Origin of the sequence: Streptomyces sp. NPDC101234 (assembly GCF_044767525.1) — a bacterium.
In the GTDB taxonomy this organism is placed as follows: Bacteria; Actinomycetota; Actinomycetes; order Streptomycetales; family Streptomycetaceae; genus Streptomyces; species Streptomyces sasae.
In genome coordinates, this window is the sequence record NZ_JBIWOA010000019.1 from 111,169 (window position 1) to 128,081 (window position 16,913).

Sequence of the window (16,913 nt, forward strand, 5' to 3'; positions counted from 1 at the left end):
TAAGAAAAGGAAGCCCATGGCAACGACCACACCAGCCGGTGTGCGGGCTCACGCAAAGCCGCATGGGGGAGGCTCCGTCGAGCAGACCCCGATGACGCACCGGCAGATCATGGAGGCCATCTCCGGTCTGCTGCTCGGCATGTTCGTGGCGATCCTGTCGTCCACGATCGTCACCAACGCCCTGCCGCACATCATCACCGACCTCGGCGGCGGCCAGTCCGCCTACACCTGGGTCGTCACCGCCTCGCTGCTGGCCATGACCGCGACCACCCCGCTCTGGGGCAAGCTGTCCGACCTGTACAGCAAGAAGGCGCTCGTCCAGATAGCCCTGGTCATCTACGTCCTGGGCTCCGCGGCCGCCGGTCTGTCGCAGAACGCCGGCATGCTGATCGCCTGCCGTGTCGTCCAGGGCGTCGGTGTCGGCGGCCTGTCGGCGCTCGCCCAGATCGTCATGGCCGCGATGATCTCGCCGCGTGAGCGCGGCCGTTACTCCGGCTACCTCGGCGCGACCTTCGCCGTCGCCACCGTCGGCGGCCCGCTGCTCGGCGGTGTCATCACCGACACCTCGTGGCTGGGCTGGCGCTGGTGCTTCTACGTCGGCGTCCCCTTCGCCGTCCTCGCGCTGATCGTGCTGCAGAAGACCCTGCACCTGCCCGTCGTGAAGCGGGACGTCAAGGTCGACTGGGCCGGTGCGTTCTTCGTCGCCGCCGCCGTCTCGCTGCTGCTGGTCTGGGTCACCTTCGCCGGTGACAAGTACGACTGGATCTCCTGGCAGACCTACACGATGATCGGCGGCTCGATCGTCCTCGCGCTGATCTTCGTGCTCGTCGAGTCGAAGGCCAAGGAACCGATCATCCCGCTGCGGCTGTTCAAGAACCGCACCATCACCCTGGCCTCGCTGGCCTCCCTGTTCGTCGGTGTCGCGATGTTCACCGGCACGGTGTTCTTCAGCCAGTACTTCCAGCTGGCCCGCGACAAGTCCCCGACGATGTCCGGTGTGATGACGATCCCGATGATCGGCGGTCTGTTCGTCTCCTCCACCGTCTCCGGCCAGTTCATCACCCGCACCGGCCGCTGGAAGGCGTGGCTGGTCAGCGGTGGCGTCCTCGTCACGGCGGGCCTCGGCCTGCTCGGGACCATCCGCTACGACACGGCGTACTGGAAGATGTCGATCTTCATGGCGCTGCTGGGTCTCGGCATCGGCATGATGATGCAGAACCTGGTGCTCTGCACGCAGAACCAGGTCGCCCCCGCCGACCTCGGCTCGGCCAGCTCCACGGTCACCTTCTTCCGGTCCCTGGGCGGTGCTGTGGGCGTCTCGGCCCTGGGCGCCGTGATGGCCCACCGGATCACGCACTACGTGACCGAGGGCGTCGCCTCCCTCTCCCCCAAGTACCAGGCCGCCCTGGCCGGCTCCAGCTCGTCCAGCGACAGCCTCCCGGACCTGGGCAAGCTGCCCACCCCGCTGCGCACCCTCATGGAGAGCGCCTACGGCCACGCCATCGCCGACGTCTTCCTGATCGCCAGCTGCCTCGCGGCCCTCGCGTTCCTGATCAGCCTGTTCATCAAGGAGGTCCCGCTGAAGACCAAGGGTGGGCTCGCCCAGGCCGCCGAGGCGGAGAACCCGGCGGGCGCCGAGAGCGTCCCGGCCGCCGAGGCCGTCACCGCCGAGCAGCAGGTCCCCAGCTGGGCCGCCCCCGTCGTGAGCAGCACGGAGGCAGCTCCCGAAGCCGCCACGGAGGCCACCCGGCAGTTCGCCGCCGTCGCCACCATCGCCGCTCCCGAGCAGTCCGCCTCCGGCGGCACCCCGGTGCACGGCTTCGTGCGCGGCGCCGAGAGCGCCCCGGTCGCGCAGGCCGCGGTCACCCTGATCTCGCTCTCCGGCCGCCAGCTGGGCCGCTCGGTCGCGGGCTACGACGGCTCCTACCAGCTGGACGCGCCCGGCGCGGGCTCGTACGTGCTGATCGCCTCCGCCGACGGCCACCAGCCGCAGGCCTCCACCGTCCTGGTGGGCGAGGAGCCGCTGTCGTACGACATCCTGCTCAGCGGCACCAGCGGGCTGAGCGGTGTGGTCCGGGGCGCGGGCAGCGCGCTCCCGGTCAAGGACGCCATGGTGATCGTCACCGATGTGCGCGGCGACCTGCTGGCCACCGCGGCCACCGGTGAGCAGGGCCAGTTCGTCTTCGGCGAGCTGGTGCCCGGTGTCGTCACCGTCGCGGTGAACGCGGCCGGGTACCGGCCCCGCGCCCTGCCCGTCGAGATCGGCACCACCGGGGTCACCCGGATCGAGGTCGACCTGGACGCCGGCGCCCAGCTGCAGGGCGTCGTACGGGCCCCGCACGGGCCGCTGGCCGACGCCCGGGTGACCCTCGTGGACGCGGCCGGGAACGTGGTCGGCACATCCACCACCGGCGTGGACGGCGCGTACGCCTTCGCCGACCTGGACGGCGGCGACTACACCGTGATCGCGACGGGCTACCCGCCGGTCGCCACGGCCCTGAACGTCGCCGGCGCCGGTGTCGACGGCCACGACATCGAACTCTCCCACCCGGGCGAGTAGTTCACACTCCGGCCCGTGGCGGGCGCGCCCACAAGGAGGCGCCCGCCACGGGCCGGTCTCATACGACCGATTTGTAAGCGTCCGAGTGCATTGCCACTCAAGTGTTCGCAGGGAGAAACGGGATGGGACTGACCGCGAGGATCCGTACCCGGGACGGATGGGCCGTGTCGCACGCGGTCGTCACGGTGACCGACATGACCGGCAGCCAGGTGCTGCGCGCCGAGGCCGACGACGAGGGCGCGGTCCGTGACCCGAACCCCCTGGCGCCCGGGGCGTACACCGTCATCGTCACGGCCGTGGGCTACGCGCCCGCCGCCGCCAGCGCCATCGTCACAGCGAGCGGACGTGCCGAGATCGGCGCGATCACGCTGGCGCGGCAGGGCGGCTCCGAACTGCCCCCGCCCGGCCCGTGGACCGTGGACCCGGCGCACTCCACCGTCGGCGCCGTCGCCCAGCACCTGGGCATCTCCAGCGTCCGGGGCCGTTTCACGGACTTCGGCGCCTGGATCGAGATCGCCCCCGACGACGTCGCCAAGTCCCGCGTCCGGGCGGTCATCCGGGCCGCCTCCATCGACACGGGCAACGGCATGCGCGACACCCATCTGCGCTCGCCCGACTTCCTGGACGTGGAACGGCACCCGGAGATCACCTACACCTCCACCGGTCTGACGGCGGCGGGCTCCGACCGCTGGACGGTCCACGGCGAACTGTCCCTGCACGGTGTGGTCCGCCCCGTCGACCTGGACCTCGCCTACCTCGGCACCGGCGCGGACCCGTGGGGCGGCACCCGGGCCGCGTTCCGCGCGACGGCCGAACTGCACCGCGAGGACTTCGCGATGAACTACAACCAGGTGGTCCAGGCCGGCATCGCCGCCATCGGGACGACCCTGAAGATCGAGCTGGAGATCCAGGCGGTGCAGGGCGAGTCGCTGCCCCAGGCGTGACGCATGCCCCGCGTTCGCACGGGGCCACCCGGCAGGGCTACTCGGCCGGGTACAGCCCCGTGACGTGGACCCGTGACGCCGCGACGAAGTCGTAGATCAAGGCCCGTGACGTCTCCCGGGCCGGACCCAGATCGGCACGCGAGCGCGCGTCGCTGATCCGGTCGACCGACTTGAGGGCCTGTCGCCCGAGCTCGTCCAACTGTGCGGAGTGGGTCAGCAGTTCGGACCGGAACATCGCCTCCATGGCCGCGGCCCGCAGCCGCTGGGCCTCCCGCCGCAGTTCATGGAGCGATTCCTCCGCGACGGAGCGGCCGTCGTTCTTGGCGAACCAGTAGTCCATCTGGCCGCGCCGGTAGTTCGCCAGCGCGCCCCCGAACTCGCAGTAGGCGTCGATGCGTTCCCTCCGCAGGCGCTCGCCCCGGGCGAACTGTTCGGCCCGCATCGCGGTGCGCTGCTGGAACAGATGGGTCAGGGTTGCGCCGAGCAGTGTTCCGAGCACGGCTATGAGACTGGTGGCCACGCCCCGCATCCTGTCAGCGAAGCGTGGACGTAGGCACGGCAGAGACAGGCTGAGCGGGCTCCGCGGCCCTAGGCTGACCCCATGGCACCGAACATCGCGACGAACACCGCCGTCTCCCTCGACGATCTGCTGGACTTCGTACGCCCCCGGCACCGGGCGATCCTGCTCACCCGACGCGCCGACGGCAGCCCGCAGGGGTCTCCGCTGACCTGCGGGGTCGACGACTCCGGGCGGATCGTCGTCTCCACGTACCCCGAACGGGCGAAGACGCGGAACGCGAAGCGGGACGAGCGGGTGAGCGTGATCGTCCTGAGCGACGACTGGAACGGGCCGTGGGTACAGGTCGACGGACGCGCCGAGGTGATCGACTCCCCCGAGTCGGTGGAGCCGCTGGTGGAGTACTACCGGAACATCGCCGGGGAGCATCCGGACTGGGACGAGTACCGGGCGGCGATGGTGAAACAGGGGAAGTCGATCATCCGGGTCACGCCGGAGAAGTGGGGTCCGGTTGCCACCGGCGGTTTCCCGGCGCGGCTGGCCACGCCGGACGCGTGAGGGGGAGGCCGGGCGCCTAAGAGCTCGGGGGTGCGTCCCCGTTCGCGGGTGCGGGCTGTGTGTGGGTGCTCGCGCAGTTCCCCGCGCCCCTTTCGGGGCGCTGCACCTTGGCCTCGATGCCGGCGATCAGCAGGTCCAGGGCGAAGGTGAAGTCCCTGTCGAGCATCTCGGCCACCGTGTCGCCGCCGCGCGCCGCCATCAGGTCCCTGGATTCCCTGATCACGTCGGCCGTCTCGGGCGTCTCCGCCACCGCGTCCATCGCGGTGCTGAAGTATTCGTCGGGGGTCATGCCGGCCGCTGCCACCCGTTCGGCGAAGTGGCCCTCGATCGTGCCGTAGCCGTACACGAACTGGAAGACGGCCGAGATCGCGCCGGTCACGCCGTGCGCGGGCAGGCCGGCGCGGCGGACGACCTGCTGGACCACGCGGGAGAACGCGAGCGAGTTGGGGCCGATGTTGAGATAGCGGCCGGCCAGCGGGGAGAGCCAGGGATGGCGGACCAGCAGCGCGCGGTACTCCGTGGCCAGCGTGCGCAGTTGCTCCCGCCAGTCACCGTCCCCGTCGGTCGCGTCCGGCAGCCGCAGTTCGCCGAAGGCCTCGTCGAGGGCGAGTTCGAGCAGGTCGTCCTTGGTGTCGACGTACCAGTACACGGACATGGCGGTCACGTTGAGCTCGCCCGCCAGCCGCCGCATGGAGAACTTGGCGAGCCCGTCGGAGTCGAGGAGATGGACGGTGGCGGAGGTGATGCGGGCCCGGTCGAGTCCGGAGGGTTGCCCGGTACGACCGCCCTTGCGGGCCTTCTCCTCCAGCCACACACTGGCCCGCACCATCGCGACACCTTCCTCCACCACGATCACTTCCCAAGATGCTAAGACTGCGGCGCCCCGTCAGGGGCGCGGGGAACTGCGCGATCAGCCACGATCCACCGGCACTCGCCGATGAACATGTACCCCCACCTCACTGGGCGACATTCTTCTCCGCCCGACGAAGAAGCCCCGCCGCCACGAACCCCCCGACCACCACCGCGACCGCACCGACCAGTTGCCCCGCCCCCAGTCCGGCCGACAACGACTTTCCGGAAGCCACCCAGGAGCTCAGCACCGCCCCCAGTACGGCCACCCCCAGCCCGTTCCCGAACTCGGCCAGCGTGCCGTTGATCCCGGCCCCCACCCCGGCCTTCTCCGGCGGGATCGCGCTCATGACGGCGTGCGCCATCGCCGGGTTGGCGACCGCGCACCCCGCACCGATCAGCAGCAGACCGAGCAGCGTGCCGCCGTACCCGCCGGAGTCGAACAGCGCGATCGACACCAGGCCCAGCGACATCAGCAGCATCCCCACGGCGACCGCCACCGGCGTCCCCAGCCTCGTCGCCCACTTGGCCGACACGCCCGTGAAGTTGAGGGCGACGACCGTCAGCGCGAGCGGTGCCGTACGCAGCCCCGCCTCCAACGGGCCGTAGCCGAGGACGAACTGGAGGTGCTGGGTGAGGAGGAACAGCGCGCCGCCCATGCCGAAGGTGATCAGCACCGCACCGGCGACCGCGCCCGTGAACCGGCGGTTCCTGAAGAAGTGGGGGTCGAGCATGGGGAACGGGATCCGGCTCTCCCAGTACGCGAACGCGCCCAGCACCAGCACCGCCACCGCCGCCGTGATCAGCACCCGCGCCGACGTCCAGCCGTGCTCCGGGCCGGAGATGATCGCGAAGACCAGCGCGGCCATGCCGATCGTGGAGAGCAGCGCGCCGAGCAGGTCGGGGCGGTCGCCCTGGGGGTTCTTCGACTCGGGGACCAGGACCACGACCGCCGCCAGGGCCAGCGCCGCGACCGGGAGGTTGACCAGGAAGATCGCGCCCCACCAGAAGTGGTTGAGCATGAACCCGCCGATCAGCGGACCGGCGGCGAAGCCCAGCGCGTTGACGGCGCTCCAGATGCCGATGGCCCTGGGGTGCTCGTCGGGGGTGAAGATCTGCATCGCCACGGCCAGGGTGGTGGTGAGAAGCAGTGCGCCCCCCACGCCCATGCCGGCCCGCGCCGCGATCAGCTGGCCGGTGGTGTCGGCCAGGCCCGCGGCCAGCGAACCCGCTCCGAACAGGGCCAGGCCCGCGATGAGCAGCTTCTTGCGGCCGTAGCGGTCGGCCGCGCTGCCCGCCGTCAGGAGCAGGCCGGACTGGACGAGCGAGTACGCGTTGATCATCCACTGGATGTCGGCAGTGGCCGCGTGCAGCTCCCGGGTGAGGGAGGGGATGGCCACGTTCAGGACGGTGTTGTCGAGCAGCACGGTGAGCTGCGCGAGGCAGATGACACCGAGGATCAGCCAGCGCTGGGGGTGGCCCTTTGAAGTCATGTTGTACACCGTAGAAGATTCCCTGTACGGCGTACAACGCATTTCCCGTGGGCACGGCAAAGGGCGTGGGCACGGCAGAGGGCGGTGGCCGAAGCCACCGCCCTCTGGTCGGTCCCTGCGTCGCTCAGCCGGCCGTCAGCTGCCGCTCGCCTTCTGCGTGAGGTCGTAGAAGGTGGACGAACCCACCGTCACCTTCTTGAAGTTCTTCTCGACCCACGAGGTGATCTGCGAGGAGGTGCCGGTGCTGCTGCCGCCCATGCCGCCGCCGGTGCCCGACGAGATGAAGTAGTGGATCCTGCCGTCCGCCACGTACTTCTTGAACTGGGCCAGGGTCGGGGACGGGTCGGTGCCGTTGAAGCCGCCGATCGCCATCACCGGGTCGCCGGTGGAGAGCTGGTAGCTCGCCGCGTTCTGGGCGCCGATGGCCGCGGCGACCCAGGTGTACTTGGACGAGTCCTTCTCCAGCAGCTTCTTGGCCTGGGAGCTGACGGTCGCACCGTTCAGCAGGCCGCCGACGCCACCGCCGCCGCCCATGCCGCCGCCGTCGCCCATCTGACCGCCGCCGGGGAAGCCGTTCCCGTTCCGGGTGGTGCCGTTGCCCTGCTGGTTCTGGGTGCTGCCGTTGCCGTTCTGGCCCGGCATGCCGCCGCCGAAGCCACCGGTACCGCCGGTGCTGTTGCCGTTGCCACCCGTGCCGCCGCCGGGGAAGCCCTGCTGGCCGTTCTGGGTGCTGCCGTTGCCGTTCTGCTGGCTCTGGCCGTTCTGGCCCTGCTGGTTCTGACCCTGCTGGTTCTGGCCGAAGCCGCCACCGCCGCCCATGCCGCCGCGCATACCGCCACCGCCGCCGAAGCCGCCCATCATGCTCGCGCCGGCCGGGCCGGCCGTGACGATGGAGCCGGTGTGGCCCGTCTGGAGAGTGCTGAGGGTGTACGCTGTCGGGCCGGCCAGCGCGGCCACCAGGCCCACCGCCGCCGCCCCGAGGGCGAGCTGACGGCTGATCCGGCCCGCGAAGACCAGGCCGAGCGCGGCGGCCAGACCGCCGATGAGGACCAGGTACTTCAGCCAGGGCAGGTAGTCCGAGGTGCGGTTGAGCAGGACGTAGCCCCAGACCGCGGCCGCGACCACGGACGCGGCGAGGGTGATCGACGCCCACAGCTCGGCGCGCTGCTTCCACAGCTGGTCGGCGCCCATGCCGATCACGGCCGCCAGGTAGGGGGCCAGCGCCACCGTGTAGTACTGGTGGAAGATGCCCGCCATGTAGCTGAAGACGACCATGGTGATCAGCAGCGAGCCGCCCCAGACCAGGAACGCGGCGCGGGTCACGGAGGTCCGCTTGAGCATGGGGGTCCCCCCGCTCGAGCGAAGCCGAGAGTGGGGGAGGGTGGCCACCAGGCCGGCGACCAGGAGGATCAGCGCGGAGGGCAGCAGCCAGGAGATCTGGCCGCCGATCTCGGAGTTGAACATCCGGTCCCAGCCGGTCGCGCCCCACTGGCCGGTGCTGCCGCCACCGCCGCCGACGCTGCCGGTCTCGTCACCGCTCAGACGGCCGAAGCCGTTGTAGCCGAAGGTCAGCGACAGGAAGCTGTTGTCCTGCGAGCCGCCGATGTACGGGCGGGAGGAGGCGGGCCACAGCTCGACGATCGTGACCCACCAGCCGCCGGATACGACGAGCGCGCCGGTGGCGACCGCCAGCTGGCCGAACCGCTTCTTCACCGACACCGGCGCGCAGACCGCGTACACGATCGCGAGCGGCGGCAGGATCAGGATGGCCTGGAGGGTCTTGGCGAGGAACGCGAACCCGATCGCGGCCCCGGCCCACACCAGCCACTTCGTCCGGCCGTCCTCGACCGCGCGGACCACCATGTAGCAGGCGACCGCCATCAGCAGCGCCAGCATCGCGTCCGGGTTGTTGAACCGGAACATCAGCGCCGCGACCGGAGTGAGCGCGAGCACCGCGCCCGCGATCAGACCGGCGGCGGGGCTGAACCGGCGGCGCACACCCGCGTACACGACGGCGACCGTCGCGACGCCCATGAGGACCTCGGGGGCGAGGATCGCCCAGGAGTTGAGGCCGAAGATCCGGACCGACAGCTCCATCGGCCACAGCGAGGCCGGGGGCTTGTCGACGGTGATCGCGTTGCCGGCGTCCAGCGAGCCGAAGAAGAACGCCTTCCAGGACTTGCTGCCCGCCTGCACGGCCGCCGAGTAGAAGGAGTTGGCGTAGCCGGAGGCGCTCAGGTTGTACAGGTAGAGCAGGAGGGTCGCGGTCAGCAGGCCGAGGAAGGCCGGGCGCACCCAGCGCGGGTCCTCTGGACGGCCGCGCCACAGTCTCCGTACGAAGGGCTGCGCGGGCTCGCCCGACTCGGGCGCCGGTGCCTCGGGGCGGGCCTCGGGCGGGTACGGCGCCGGGGGAGACGTGGGGGGCGGGCCCCACTGGGCCGGATGGTCGGTGTGGGTGCTCATCGGGGGTCCCCCGGGTCGGTGTCGTGGGGGCGCACCGGCTGCAGCTGCATGGTGCTGTCCCTCCAGGTGCCGTCCGCGGCTTCACCGGCGCGGAACTGGGTGGTCGTGGTGCCGCCCTGCGCGTAGGGCTGCTGCTGCGGCAGCGGTATGCGCTGCGGGAGCGGGCCCTGCGGCTGGTACGGCTGCTGCTGGTACGCCTGGTATCCGCCGGTCGGGTAGGTCTGGGACGACGGGTTGTGCGCGGCCACCACCGTGGACGGGGACGACTCCGGCCGGCCGGCGTTGTCGCGGTCCGGGAAGACCCAGGCGCGGAAGAGCAGGAAGCGCAGCACGGTCGCCGCGAGGTTGGCGGCGATCAGCACCGCCAGCTCGGTGGAGTGCGCGGGGTCGCTGCTCGCCGCGTTCAGGGCGGCGAGGGAACCACTGGTCAGCGCGAGGCCGATACCGAAGACGACCAGGCCCTGTGCCTGGTGCCGGACCGCCCCGCCCCGGCCGCGCACCCCGAAGGTCAGGCGCCGGTTGGCCGCGGTGTTCGCCACCGCCGACACCAGCAGCGCGAGCGCGTTGGCGATCTGCGAACCGGAGAAGGAGCGGAAGGCGCTGTAGAGGACCAGGTAGAAGAGGGTCGACAGACCGCCGACCACGCAGAACCCGACGAGCTGCTGGGCCAGGCCCTTCGGCACGTCCTGGATGTCGCGGTCGCGCGGGTCGTCGCCGAACGGGCGGGCGATCCGGTCCAGCGGCAGCGAACCGGTGGCCAGTGCCTTGCCGACCCGCCACACGCCCTTGAGGTCGTCGGTGGCCGTCTTCACGATGTGCACGGTCGAGTTCGGGTCGTCGACCCAGTCGACGGGCACCTCGTGGATGCGCAGCCCCGCACGCTCGGCGATCACCAGCATCTCGGTGTCGAAGAACCAGCCGGTGTCCTCGACCATCGGCAGCAGCACCTGCGCGACATCGCGCCGGATCGCCTTGAAGCCGCACTGCGCGTCCGAGAAGCGGGCCTGCAGCGAGCCGCGCAGGATCAGGTTGTACGTGCGGCTGATGAACTCCCGCTTGGCGCCGCGCACCACGCGCGACGAGCGGGCCAGCCGGGAACCGATCGCCAGGTCGGAGTGGCCGGAGATGAGCGGCGCCACCAGCGGCAGCAGCGCGTTCAGGTCGGTCGACAGGTCGACGTCCATGTAGGCGAGGATCGGCGCGTCCGAGGCGGACCAGACGGTCCGCAGCGCACGGCCGCGGCCCTTCTGCTCCAGCCGGAACGACTTCACCTCGGCGATCTCCGCCTCGAGCCGCTGCGCCACCTGGGGGGTGGTGTCCGTGGACGCGTTGTCCGCGATCGTGATGCGGAAGGCGTACGGGAAGGTGCGCTTGAGGTGGTCATGCAGTCTGAGCACGCATGGCCCGAGGTCCTTCTCCTCGTTGTAGACGGGGATCACTACGTCCAGGACAGGCGTACCGGCGTTTCCGGCCGGGAGGTGCTCCCGCGCCGGCAGAGTGCCGGGAGAAGAGTCGGTTCGCATGACACCGACTCTCCTCAGGCGCCCTGTTGTGCTCATGTGGTGGCACTGTGCTGTGCCTGTGAGTGCGATTGCCAGTTGGTTTCGGGGTCCGGCTGGGGAGCGGCCGGGGCAAGCGCGGGCAGATACAGGGTGAACACTGTGCGACCGGGAACACTGTCCACGGTGACGGCACCGCCGTGCGCGGACGCGACCGCCTGCACGATGGCCAGGCCGAGACCGGTGGAACCGGTGGACCGGGAGCGCGCGGAGTCGCCGCGGGCGAACCGCTCGAAGACGTGCGGCAGCAGATCCTGTGGAATGCCCTGCCCGTTGTCCTCGACGTCCACGCACATCCAGGGCCCGCGCCGCTGGATGCGCGCGGTGACGGTGGTGCCGGCCGGTGTGTGCTTGCGCGCGTTGCCGAGCAGGTTGATCAGCACCTGCTGGATACGGGCCGCGTCGGCGGCGACCAGGGCCGGCTCGTCGGGCAGGTCGAGGCGCCAGTTGTGGTCCATGCCGGCCGCGCGCGTGTCGCTGATCGTGTCGACGACGAGCGGGATGAGGTCGGTGTGCTCGAACTGCAGCGGACGCCCCGCGTCCAGCCGGGCGAGCAGCAGCAGGTCCTCCACGAGGAGGGTCATCCGCCCGGCCTCGGACTCGATACGGCCGAGGGCGTGCCGGGTGTCGGGCCCGACCTGCTCCCGTCCGCGCCGGGTCAGCTCGGCGTACCCGCGGATGGAGGCGAGCGGGGTCCGCAGCTCATGGCTGGCGTCGGCGACGAACTGCCGTACCCGCATCTCGCTCTGCTGGCGGGCATGCAGCGCCCCGTGGACGTGGTTGAGCATGCGGTTGAGCGCGGCGCCGACCTGGCCGACCTCGGTGTGCGGGTCGGTCTCCGACTCCGGGACCCGCTCGCTGAGGTTGACCTCACCGGTGTGCAGGGGGAGTTCGGAGACACGGGTGGCGGTGGCGGCGACCTTGCGGAGGGGGCGGGTGGCTACGCCGACGAGCACGTAACCGGCGATGACGGCGGCACCGAGACCGGCGGCGGTGACGCTGATCTCCACGATGATCAGGGTGTTGATGGTGTTGTCGGTGTCCTTGGTGGGGATGCCGACGTAGTAGTTGCCGTTGGGGCCGTGGACGTACGAAACGCGGTAGGAGCCCAGCCCCGGAATGTCCGCCGTGTGCTTGTTGTCGTCCTGGGCAACGGAGTTGAGGGCAGCCAGTTGGGCGCTGGTGAGTGACACCGCGCTCATCGCGAAGGTGGAGGTCGACTTGCGACCCACCTTCCCCGAAGTGGCGGAGCCGTTCACGACCGTGGCGGCGATCGTGGCGGACGTGGGCTGCGGCCCCCGGGCCACGAAGTCCGTGAGGTCGGTCGTGTTGTCGCCGGCGTTGTTCTTCTGCCCGTTGCTCTGCCGGCCGGGCGCGCCGTTCCCGTCCTTACCAGGGGCCACTGGCCCGAACGAACCGGACGCGCGCTTTCCGACTTCACCCAGCTGCTTGTCCAGCTCGGTGTACAGATGAGATCTCAACGCAAGGGTCGTCACTGTGCCGATCACCGCACAGACCACGGCGATCAGCACCACGGACGCGACGACGAGCCGGCTCCGCAGGGTGCGCGGTTTTCCCGCTCGCCGCTTCTGCGCATGCGGCCGTCGTCGCCCGCTCATGAGGCGGCGGGCTTGATCAGGTAGCCGGCACCTCGCCGGGTGTGGATCATCGGCTCACGGCCCGCGTCTATCTTCCGTCGCAGGTACGAGATGTACAGCTCGACCACGTTGGCCTGACCACCGAAGTCGTACGACCACACCCGGTCCAGGATCTGGGCCTTGCTGAGGACGCGCCGTGGGTTGCGCATGAGGAAGCGCAGCAGTTCGAACTCGGTGGCGGTGAGGTGGATGGACTCACCGGCCCGCGAGACCTCGTGGCTGTCCTCGTCCAGGGTGAGGTCGCCGACGACGAGCACGGAGTCGGAGCGCCGGTCGGCGGCACCGGAACGGCGGATCAGCCCGCGCAGCCGGGCCACGACCTCTTCGAGGCTGAACGGCTTGGTGACGTAGTCGTCGCCACCTGCCGTGAGCCCGGCGATCCGGTCCTCGACCGCGTCCTTCGCGGTGAGGAACAGGACGGGAACGTCGGGCAGTTCGCGCCGCAGGCGTCCGAGGACCGTGAGGCCGTCCATGTCGGGCAGCATCATGTCGAGGACGACGGCGTCGGGCCGGAACTCCCGGGCGGTCTGGATGGCGCCCTGGCCGTCGCCCGCACTCCTGATCTGCCAGCCCTCGTAGCGGAGGGCCATGGAAAGGAGTTCGGTGATCGACAGCTCGTCGTCCACCACAAGCACTCGGACGGGGCTCCCGTCCGGCCTCAGCAGTTCGGTGCGCCCCTGGGGCGAGGTCGTGGTCATGGTGGACACCTTGTCGGGGTCCTCTGAGAACACGCTTTCAGTAATCTGTGTTTTCCCTAAGAAACTCACAGGCGCCTCTCAGGGAACGCCTGGGAATCCCACCACGTGCGCACGAACTCCTGATCACGCCCGCTCCGAGCTGTGTGGATCATGTGCTTCCGGCACCGGCCCGGGGACGCCGATGAAGCGCCGATGAACCACCGATGAGAGCGTACCGAGCAGCACCGGCACCCGCACGGCGAGGCGGGGAACGGATGGTCCCCGCCCGGGCAGCAAGCGCATACCAGGGGCGACGACCCGGCACCGGGCGGTGGGACGCGGGCCGGTGCCGCCCCGGGGCGGTCTTGATCAGAACTTTCTTGACAGGCTTTCGGCTCCGCCGTGAGGATCTAGCCAGATGATCAGGATCGGTCACACGACCGGACAGGGCTGACCACCCTTCCCTTCGGATCCGAGCCATCACCGCAAACGGGGGACTGATGAGGCTCGCAATCGCAGTCGAGAAAAGCCACTGCTTGGCAGGCTCCTGACAGGAGTGCCCGGAATCCCGTTCGCGGAGACCGTTCGATCGACAGCCCCCCACCCCTCATCGACCAACGCGGAGTTCGGTCACCCCTGTACTCCGCGCAGGAGGTATCGACACCCATGAGCAGCAGGTTTCGTGTTGCGCTGGCAAGCGCCACCGCGCTGATCGCGCTCGGCGCGGCAGCAGCGCCCGCGTCGGCGGCCGAGATGCAGCCGATGAGCAAGCACACCGGAACAGCCGGTTGTTTCAACTGGTCCTGGGCCGACGGAGACGTCACCACCACCGTGTATTTCCACAACACGTGCAAGCGCGCCGAGTGGATCGACATCATCTGGACCCACGGCGGCGGCGAGTACGAGGCTCCCTACGGGGCCGGCGAGAAGGGCAGTTACAAGGATTACGGTGCCGTCAAGAGCATCGTTGACATGGGCCCCTGGACGGGCTGAAACAGAGCGGCCCGCGCAGGTCGGCGCAGGCGATCGATTTCCGGCCGTCCAGTACGGCGGAGCCCTGATCCGTACAACTCGTTGTACGGATCAGGGCTTTTCACGTACGCGGCCTCCCCGATCCGCGGCGCTGCAAGAGGCCACTCGGACAGGGAAAACGCAACTTCGACATGGCCCGCGGAGGCGGCTGCCTACACCTGGTCTTCGGCGACCGCCCATGGTCATACCGGAGTTCGCTCGTCGCTCATCGGTTCACACGCTCAGAAGAGCCCGTCCTGCACCCCTGCCGTCCCCTTGAACTTCTTCACCGGGAGCGTGAATCCGCCCTCGCCCGCGACCGGCACGATGTCCCACCCGGTCATCAGCCGGGTGTCGAGCACGACCACGCCGTGCACGGTGGCCAGATGCAGATCGGGGCCCGCGGCCGCGAGCAGATCCCCGCTCACCCCGCCGCCCGCGACCAGCTCCGTCACCTCACCGACGGCGGTCGGCAGGTCGGCGAGGCCGAACACCTCCACATGGTCGACGACCTGGCAGGGCTCCCGGCGCAGCGACTCCGGCCAGGCGGCCAGCGCGAACGCCCGCCGGTGCAGGGCCTCCACCTCAGCCGCCCGCTCCGCCGCCGAAGCCGGCAGACGGGACCGGACGGCGCGCTTCTCGGCGTACGGGACACGGTCCGGCACCCGGAGCGCGGCCCGCAGCAGTTCTTCCGTCCGCCGCGCCGCCATCAGCGGACCCAGACCCAGCCAGCTGAAGCAGACGGCACCCTGCTCCAGCAGCCGCGCCGACCCCCGCTCCACGGCGGTGATCCCGACCTTGACCATCCCGGGCCCGAACCACGCGAGATACACGTGGTACGGCCGGGGGTCGTCGGCGATGGTGTCGGCGGCCACGGAGTGCGCCCGGTCCAGCCGCGCACACTCCTCACACCGCGCCCCGGTGCTCCGCCCCGACACGGCCGCCCGGGTCGGACAGGGGTTCCCCCGCGCCCCCACGCACTCCCGCCCGCCCCCTGCCACGACCCCGAAGGCCACCCGCCTCCCCCGAGCGAGCGCACTGCGCCGTCCACCGCTCCACACCAGCACGGGCCCGTCGTCCGACCACCGCAGCCCCGAGCACTTCCAGATCTGTGCCATCACTCGTGAGGGTAGAGGTGGGCACTGACAACGGGCCTGGGAGAGACAACGGCGTACGGTGGACAACGGCCCGAAGCCGCAACTTCGTTTTGCGACTTCGGGCCACTCTGTCTCGGGGACTACGGCAGGACGTACACCGGCGCGCCGTCGCCGTCACACCCGGTCTGCCTCATGCAACCGCGTTTGAGCAGCATGCGCAGGCAGTCGTTGACCCGGTCCAGGGTCAGCCCGGTCCTGGCGGCCACCTCTTCCAGCCGGCACCGGGCCGGTCCACGCACCAGCGCCGGGGCGAGGCAGGCGGCGACGGCATGCACGTCATCGGTGACGACCAGGTTCATGTCCCGTCGCCACTCTCGACCTGCAGGAATGTCGAGAGCGTGCCTCTGAAGCACACTCTCGGCACTTCCGAAGGTGATGGCATCGGTGATGTTCCGCAGAGCGGAGCCCACATGTGCGTACCCCAGATGCCTGCACACATCCACGGCCGGGAACCAGGGCGTCCCGTACGCCTGGATCAGCCGCCCGCCTCCGCGGACGCCGGCTGGAGTTCGGACGCGGTACGCCTCCCCCGGCCCGCCAGCCGGCAGCTCACGCACCCGGCGTGGCCGGCGCGGGCCGTGGTGTCGCGGACCCCGAGCGGCCACTGGTTCCGCGGCCGCGGGCCCGGCGGCTTGCCCCAGCCCGCGAGGTGCAGGTACCAGGTGACCAGAACGCTCACGGCACACACCGCGAGGCCCCCGGCCAGGGCCGGGACCGAGACGGCGCACACACCCCACCCCAGCAGACCGCTTCCGACGGTCGCGATCGCGGTACCGGTCCACCCCGCCGCCGTGTGGCCTTCGTCGTGCTGACTCATGCACCCGCCCCCTATGCGATAGGCAGCTAGAATCTCTCACCAAGTAAGGAATTTACTCCCTAGATCTCTCACCTGCTAAGGGAATACGGGGAAATCTTCGACGAGGAGTCGGGAACGACCATGCACGGCAAGCCGCGACCGCCCGCGGACCCGGCCCGGGCCCTGGCCGCGATGGACCATCTCATCGCGGCCCATCTGATCGGCCAGCAGGAACTGGCCCGGCGGCTCGGTCTGACCGTCACGGACCTCACCTGCTTCGGCTTCGTCCTGGAGGCCGGCGCCGACCTGCTCACCGCCGGCGACCTGGCCGCCCGCGCCCATGTGACGACGGGCGCGGTGACGGGCATCCTCAACCGGCTGGAACGCGCGGGCTACGTCACCCGCCGCCCGGACCCCGCCGACCGCCGCCGCGTCCGCGTGGCCGCCGTCGCGGAAGCGGTCACCCGCGTGGAGGCGGTGTACGCCGGCCACTACCGACGCCTGACGGAACTGTTCGCCGACTACACGCCCGACGAACTGGCCGCCCTGACCGACTGGTTCACCCGCGCGACCGCACTGGCCCACGAGTACCTGGAGAAATTGAACCGGAACGACTCCGCGGAGCCGTGCTGAGACCCCGGAGCCCACGGAGCCCGCGGAGCCCCCTGTGA

General features: G+C 70.4%; 15 protein-coding genes. 5 read left to right on the forward strand and 10 right to left on the reverse strand.

Going from position 1 to position 16,913, the window contains the following annotated elements; all coding sequences use genetic code 11:
• Window positions 1–16: 16 nt before the first annotated feature.
• Together ACIRR9_RS31510 and ACIRR9_RS31515 are read left to right on the forward strand one after the other, a co-directional pair.
• Complete coding sequence (locus ACIRR9_RS31510) at window positions 17–2,560, forward strand: MFS transporter (protein ID WP_403758725.1); 2,544 nt, start codon at window positions 17–19, stop codon at window positions 2,558–2,560.
• A 122-nt stretch (window positions 2,561–2,682) separates the two neighbouring features.
• The gene (locus ACIRR9_RS31515; RefSeq protein ID WP_403758727.1) at window positions 2,683–3,504 is read left to right on the forward strand and encodes a YceI family protein; all 822 of its coding nucleotides are present in this window, start codon (window positions 2,683–2,685) and stop codon (window positions 3,502–3,504) included.
• A 37-nt stretch (window positions 3,505–3,541) separates the two neighbouring features.
• On the opposite strand, the gene ACIRR9_RS31520 is transcribed toward ACIRR9_RS31515, so the two are convergent.
• Entirely contained in the window at window positions 3,542–4,033 is a 492-nt protein-coding gene (locus ACIRR9_RS31520; protein WP_384564583.1) for a hypothetical protein, read from the reverse strand.
• 72 nt (window positions 4,034–4,105) lie between these two features.
• Here ACIRR9_RS31520 and ACIRR9_RS31525 point away from each other — a divergent pair, with 72 nt between their 5' ends.
• Window positions 4,106–4,579, forward strand: coding sequence for a PPOX class F420-dependent oxidoreductase (locus ACIRR9_RS31525; protein ID WP_403758730.1), 474 nt, complete (start codon window positions 4,106–4,108; stop codon window positions 4,577–4,579).
• A gap of 16 nt (window positions 4,580–4,595) precedes the next feature.
• Here the strand turns inward: ACIRR9_RS31525 and ACIRR9_RS31530 are convergent, their stop codons facing one another.
• From ACIRR9_RS31530 to ACIRR9_RS31555, 6 genes are all read right to left on the reverse strand, one after another.
• Complete coding sequence (locus ACIRR9_RS31530) at window positions 4,596–5,408, reverse strand: TetR/AcrR family transcriptional regulator (RefSeq protein WP_403758933.1); 813 nt, start codon at window positions 5,406–5,408, stop codon at window positions 4,596–4,598.
• Window positions 5,409–5,535: 127 nt separating this feature from the next.
• The gene (locus ACIRR9_RS31535; protein ID WP_365339711.1) at window positions 5,536–6,921 is read right to left on the reverse strand and encodes an MFS transporter; all 1,386 of its coding nucleotides are present in this window, start codon (window positions 6,919–6,921) and stop codon (window positions 5,536–5,538) included.
• A gap of 135 nt (window positions 6,922–7,056) precedes the next feature.
• Window positions 7,057–9,384, reverse strand: coding sequence for a glycosyltransferase family 39 protein (locus ACIRR9_RS31540; RefSeq protein WP_403758733.1), 2,328 nt, complete (start codon window positions 9,382–9,384; stop codon window positions 7,057–7,059).
• Window positions 9,381–10,907: a glycosyltransferase gene (locus tag ACIRR9_RS31545; RefSeq protein ID WP_403758736.1), complete on the reverse strand. Its 1,527-nt coding sequence runs from the start codon at window positions 10,905–10,907 to the stop codon at window positions 9,381–9,383. The genes ACIRR9_RS31540 and ACIRR9_RS31545 overlap by 4 nt, the downstream gene beginning before the upstream one ends.
• Window positions 10,908–10,939: 32 nt before the next feature.
• Window positions 10,940–12,562, reverse strand: a complete 1,623-nt coding sequence (locus ACIRR9_RS31550; RefSeq protein ID WP_403758738.1) for an ATP-binding protein — start codon at window positions 12,560–12,562, stop codon at window positions 10,940–10,942.
• Entirely contained in the window at window positions 12,559–13,299 is a 741-nt protein-coding gene (locus tag ACIRR9_RS31555) for a response regulator transcription factor (RefSeq protein WP_150134013.1), read from the reverse strand. Before ACIRR9_RS31555 ends, ACIRR9_RS31550 begins: the two co-directional genes overlap by 4 nt.
• Before the next feature lie 645 nt (window positions 13,300–13,944).
• On the opposite strand from ACIRR9_RS31555, the gene ACIRR9_RS31560 reads away from it, so the two are divergent.
• Window positions 13,945–14,271, forward strand: coding sequence for a hypothetical protein (locus ACIRR9_RS31560; protein ID WP_403758742.1), 327 nt, complete (start codon window positions 13,945–13,947; stop codon window positions 14,269–14,271).
• 260 nt (window positions 14,272–14,531) lie between these two features.
• On the opposite strand, the gene ACIRR9_RS31565 is transcribed toward ACIRR9_RS31560, so the two are convergent.
• The 3 genes from ACIRR9_RS31565 to ACIRR9_RS31575 all read right to left on the reverse strand — a co-directional run bounded on the left by ACIRR9_RS31565 (window position 14,532) and on the right by ACIRR9_RS31575 (window position 16,263).
• On the reverse strand, window positions 14,532–15,407 hold the full coding sequence (locus tag ACIRR9_RS31565; RefSeq protein ID WP_403758745.1) for a DUF2797 domain-containing protein: 876 nt from the start codon (window positions 15,405–15,407) through the stop codon (window positions 14,532–14,534).
• Between the two features lie 119 nt (window positions 15,408–15,526).
• Complete coding sequence (locus tag ACIRR9_RS31570; protein ID WP_403758748.1) at window positions 15,527–15,745, reverse strand: hypothetical protein; 219 nt, start codon at window positions 15,743–15,745, stop codon at window positions 15,527–15,529.
• Window positions 15,746–15,921: 176 nt separating this feature from the next.
• A complete protein-coding gene (locus ACIRR9_RS31575) occupies window positions 15,922–16,263 on the reverse strand; it encodes an HGxxPAAW family protein (RefSeq protein WP_403758751.1) in 342 nt (113 codons plus the stop codon).
• A gap of 120 nt (window positions 16,264–16,383) precedes the next feature.
• Here ACIRR9_RS31575 and ACIRR9_RS31580 point away from each other — a divergent pair, with 120 nt between their 5' ends.
• Complete coding sequence (locus ACIRR9_RS31580; protein ID WP_403758753.1) at window positions 16,384–16,875, forward strand: MarR family transcriptional regulator; 492 nt, start codon at window positions 16,384–16,386, stop codon at window positions 16,873–16,875.
• Window positions 16,876–16,913 lie beyond the last annotated feature (38 nt).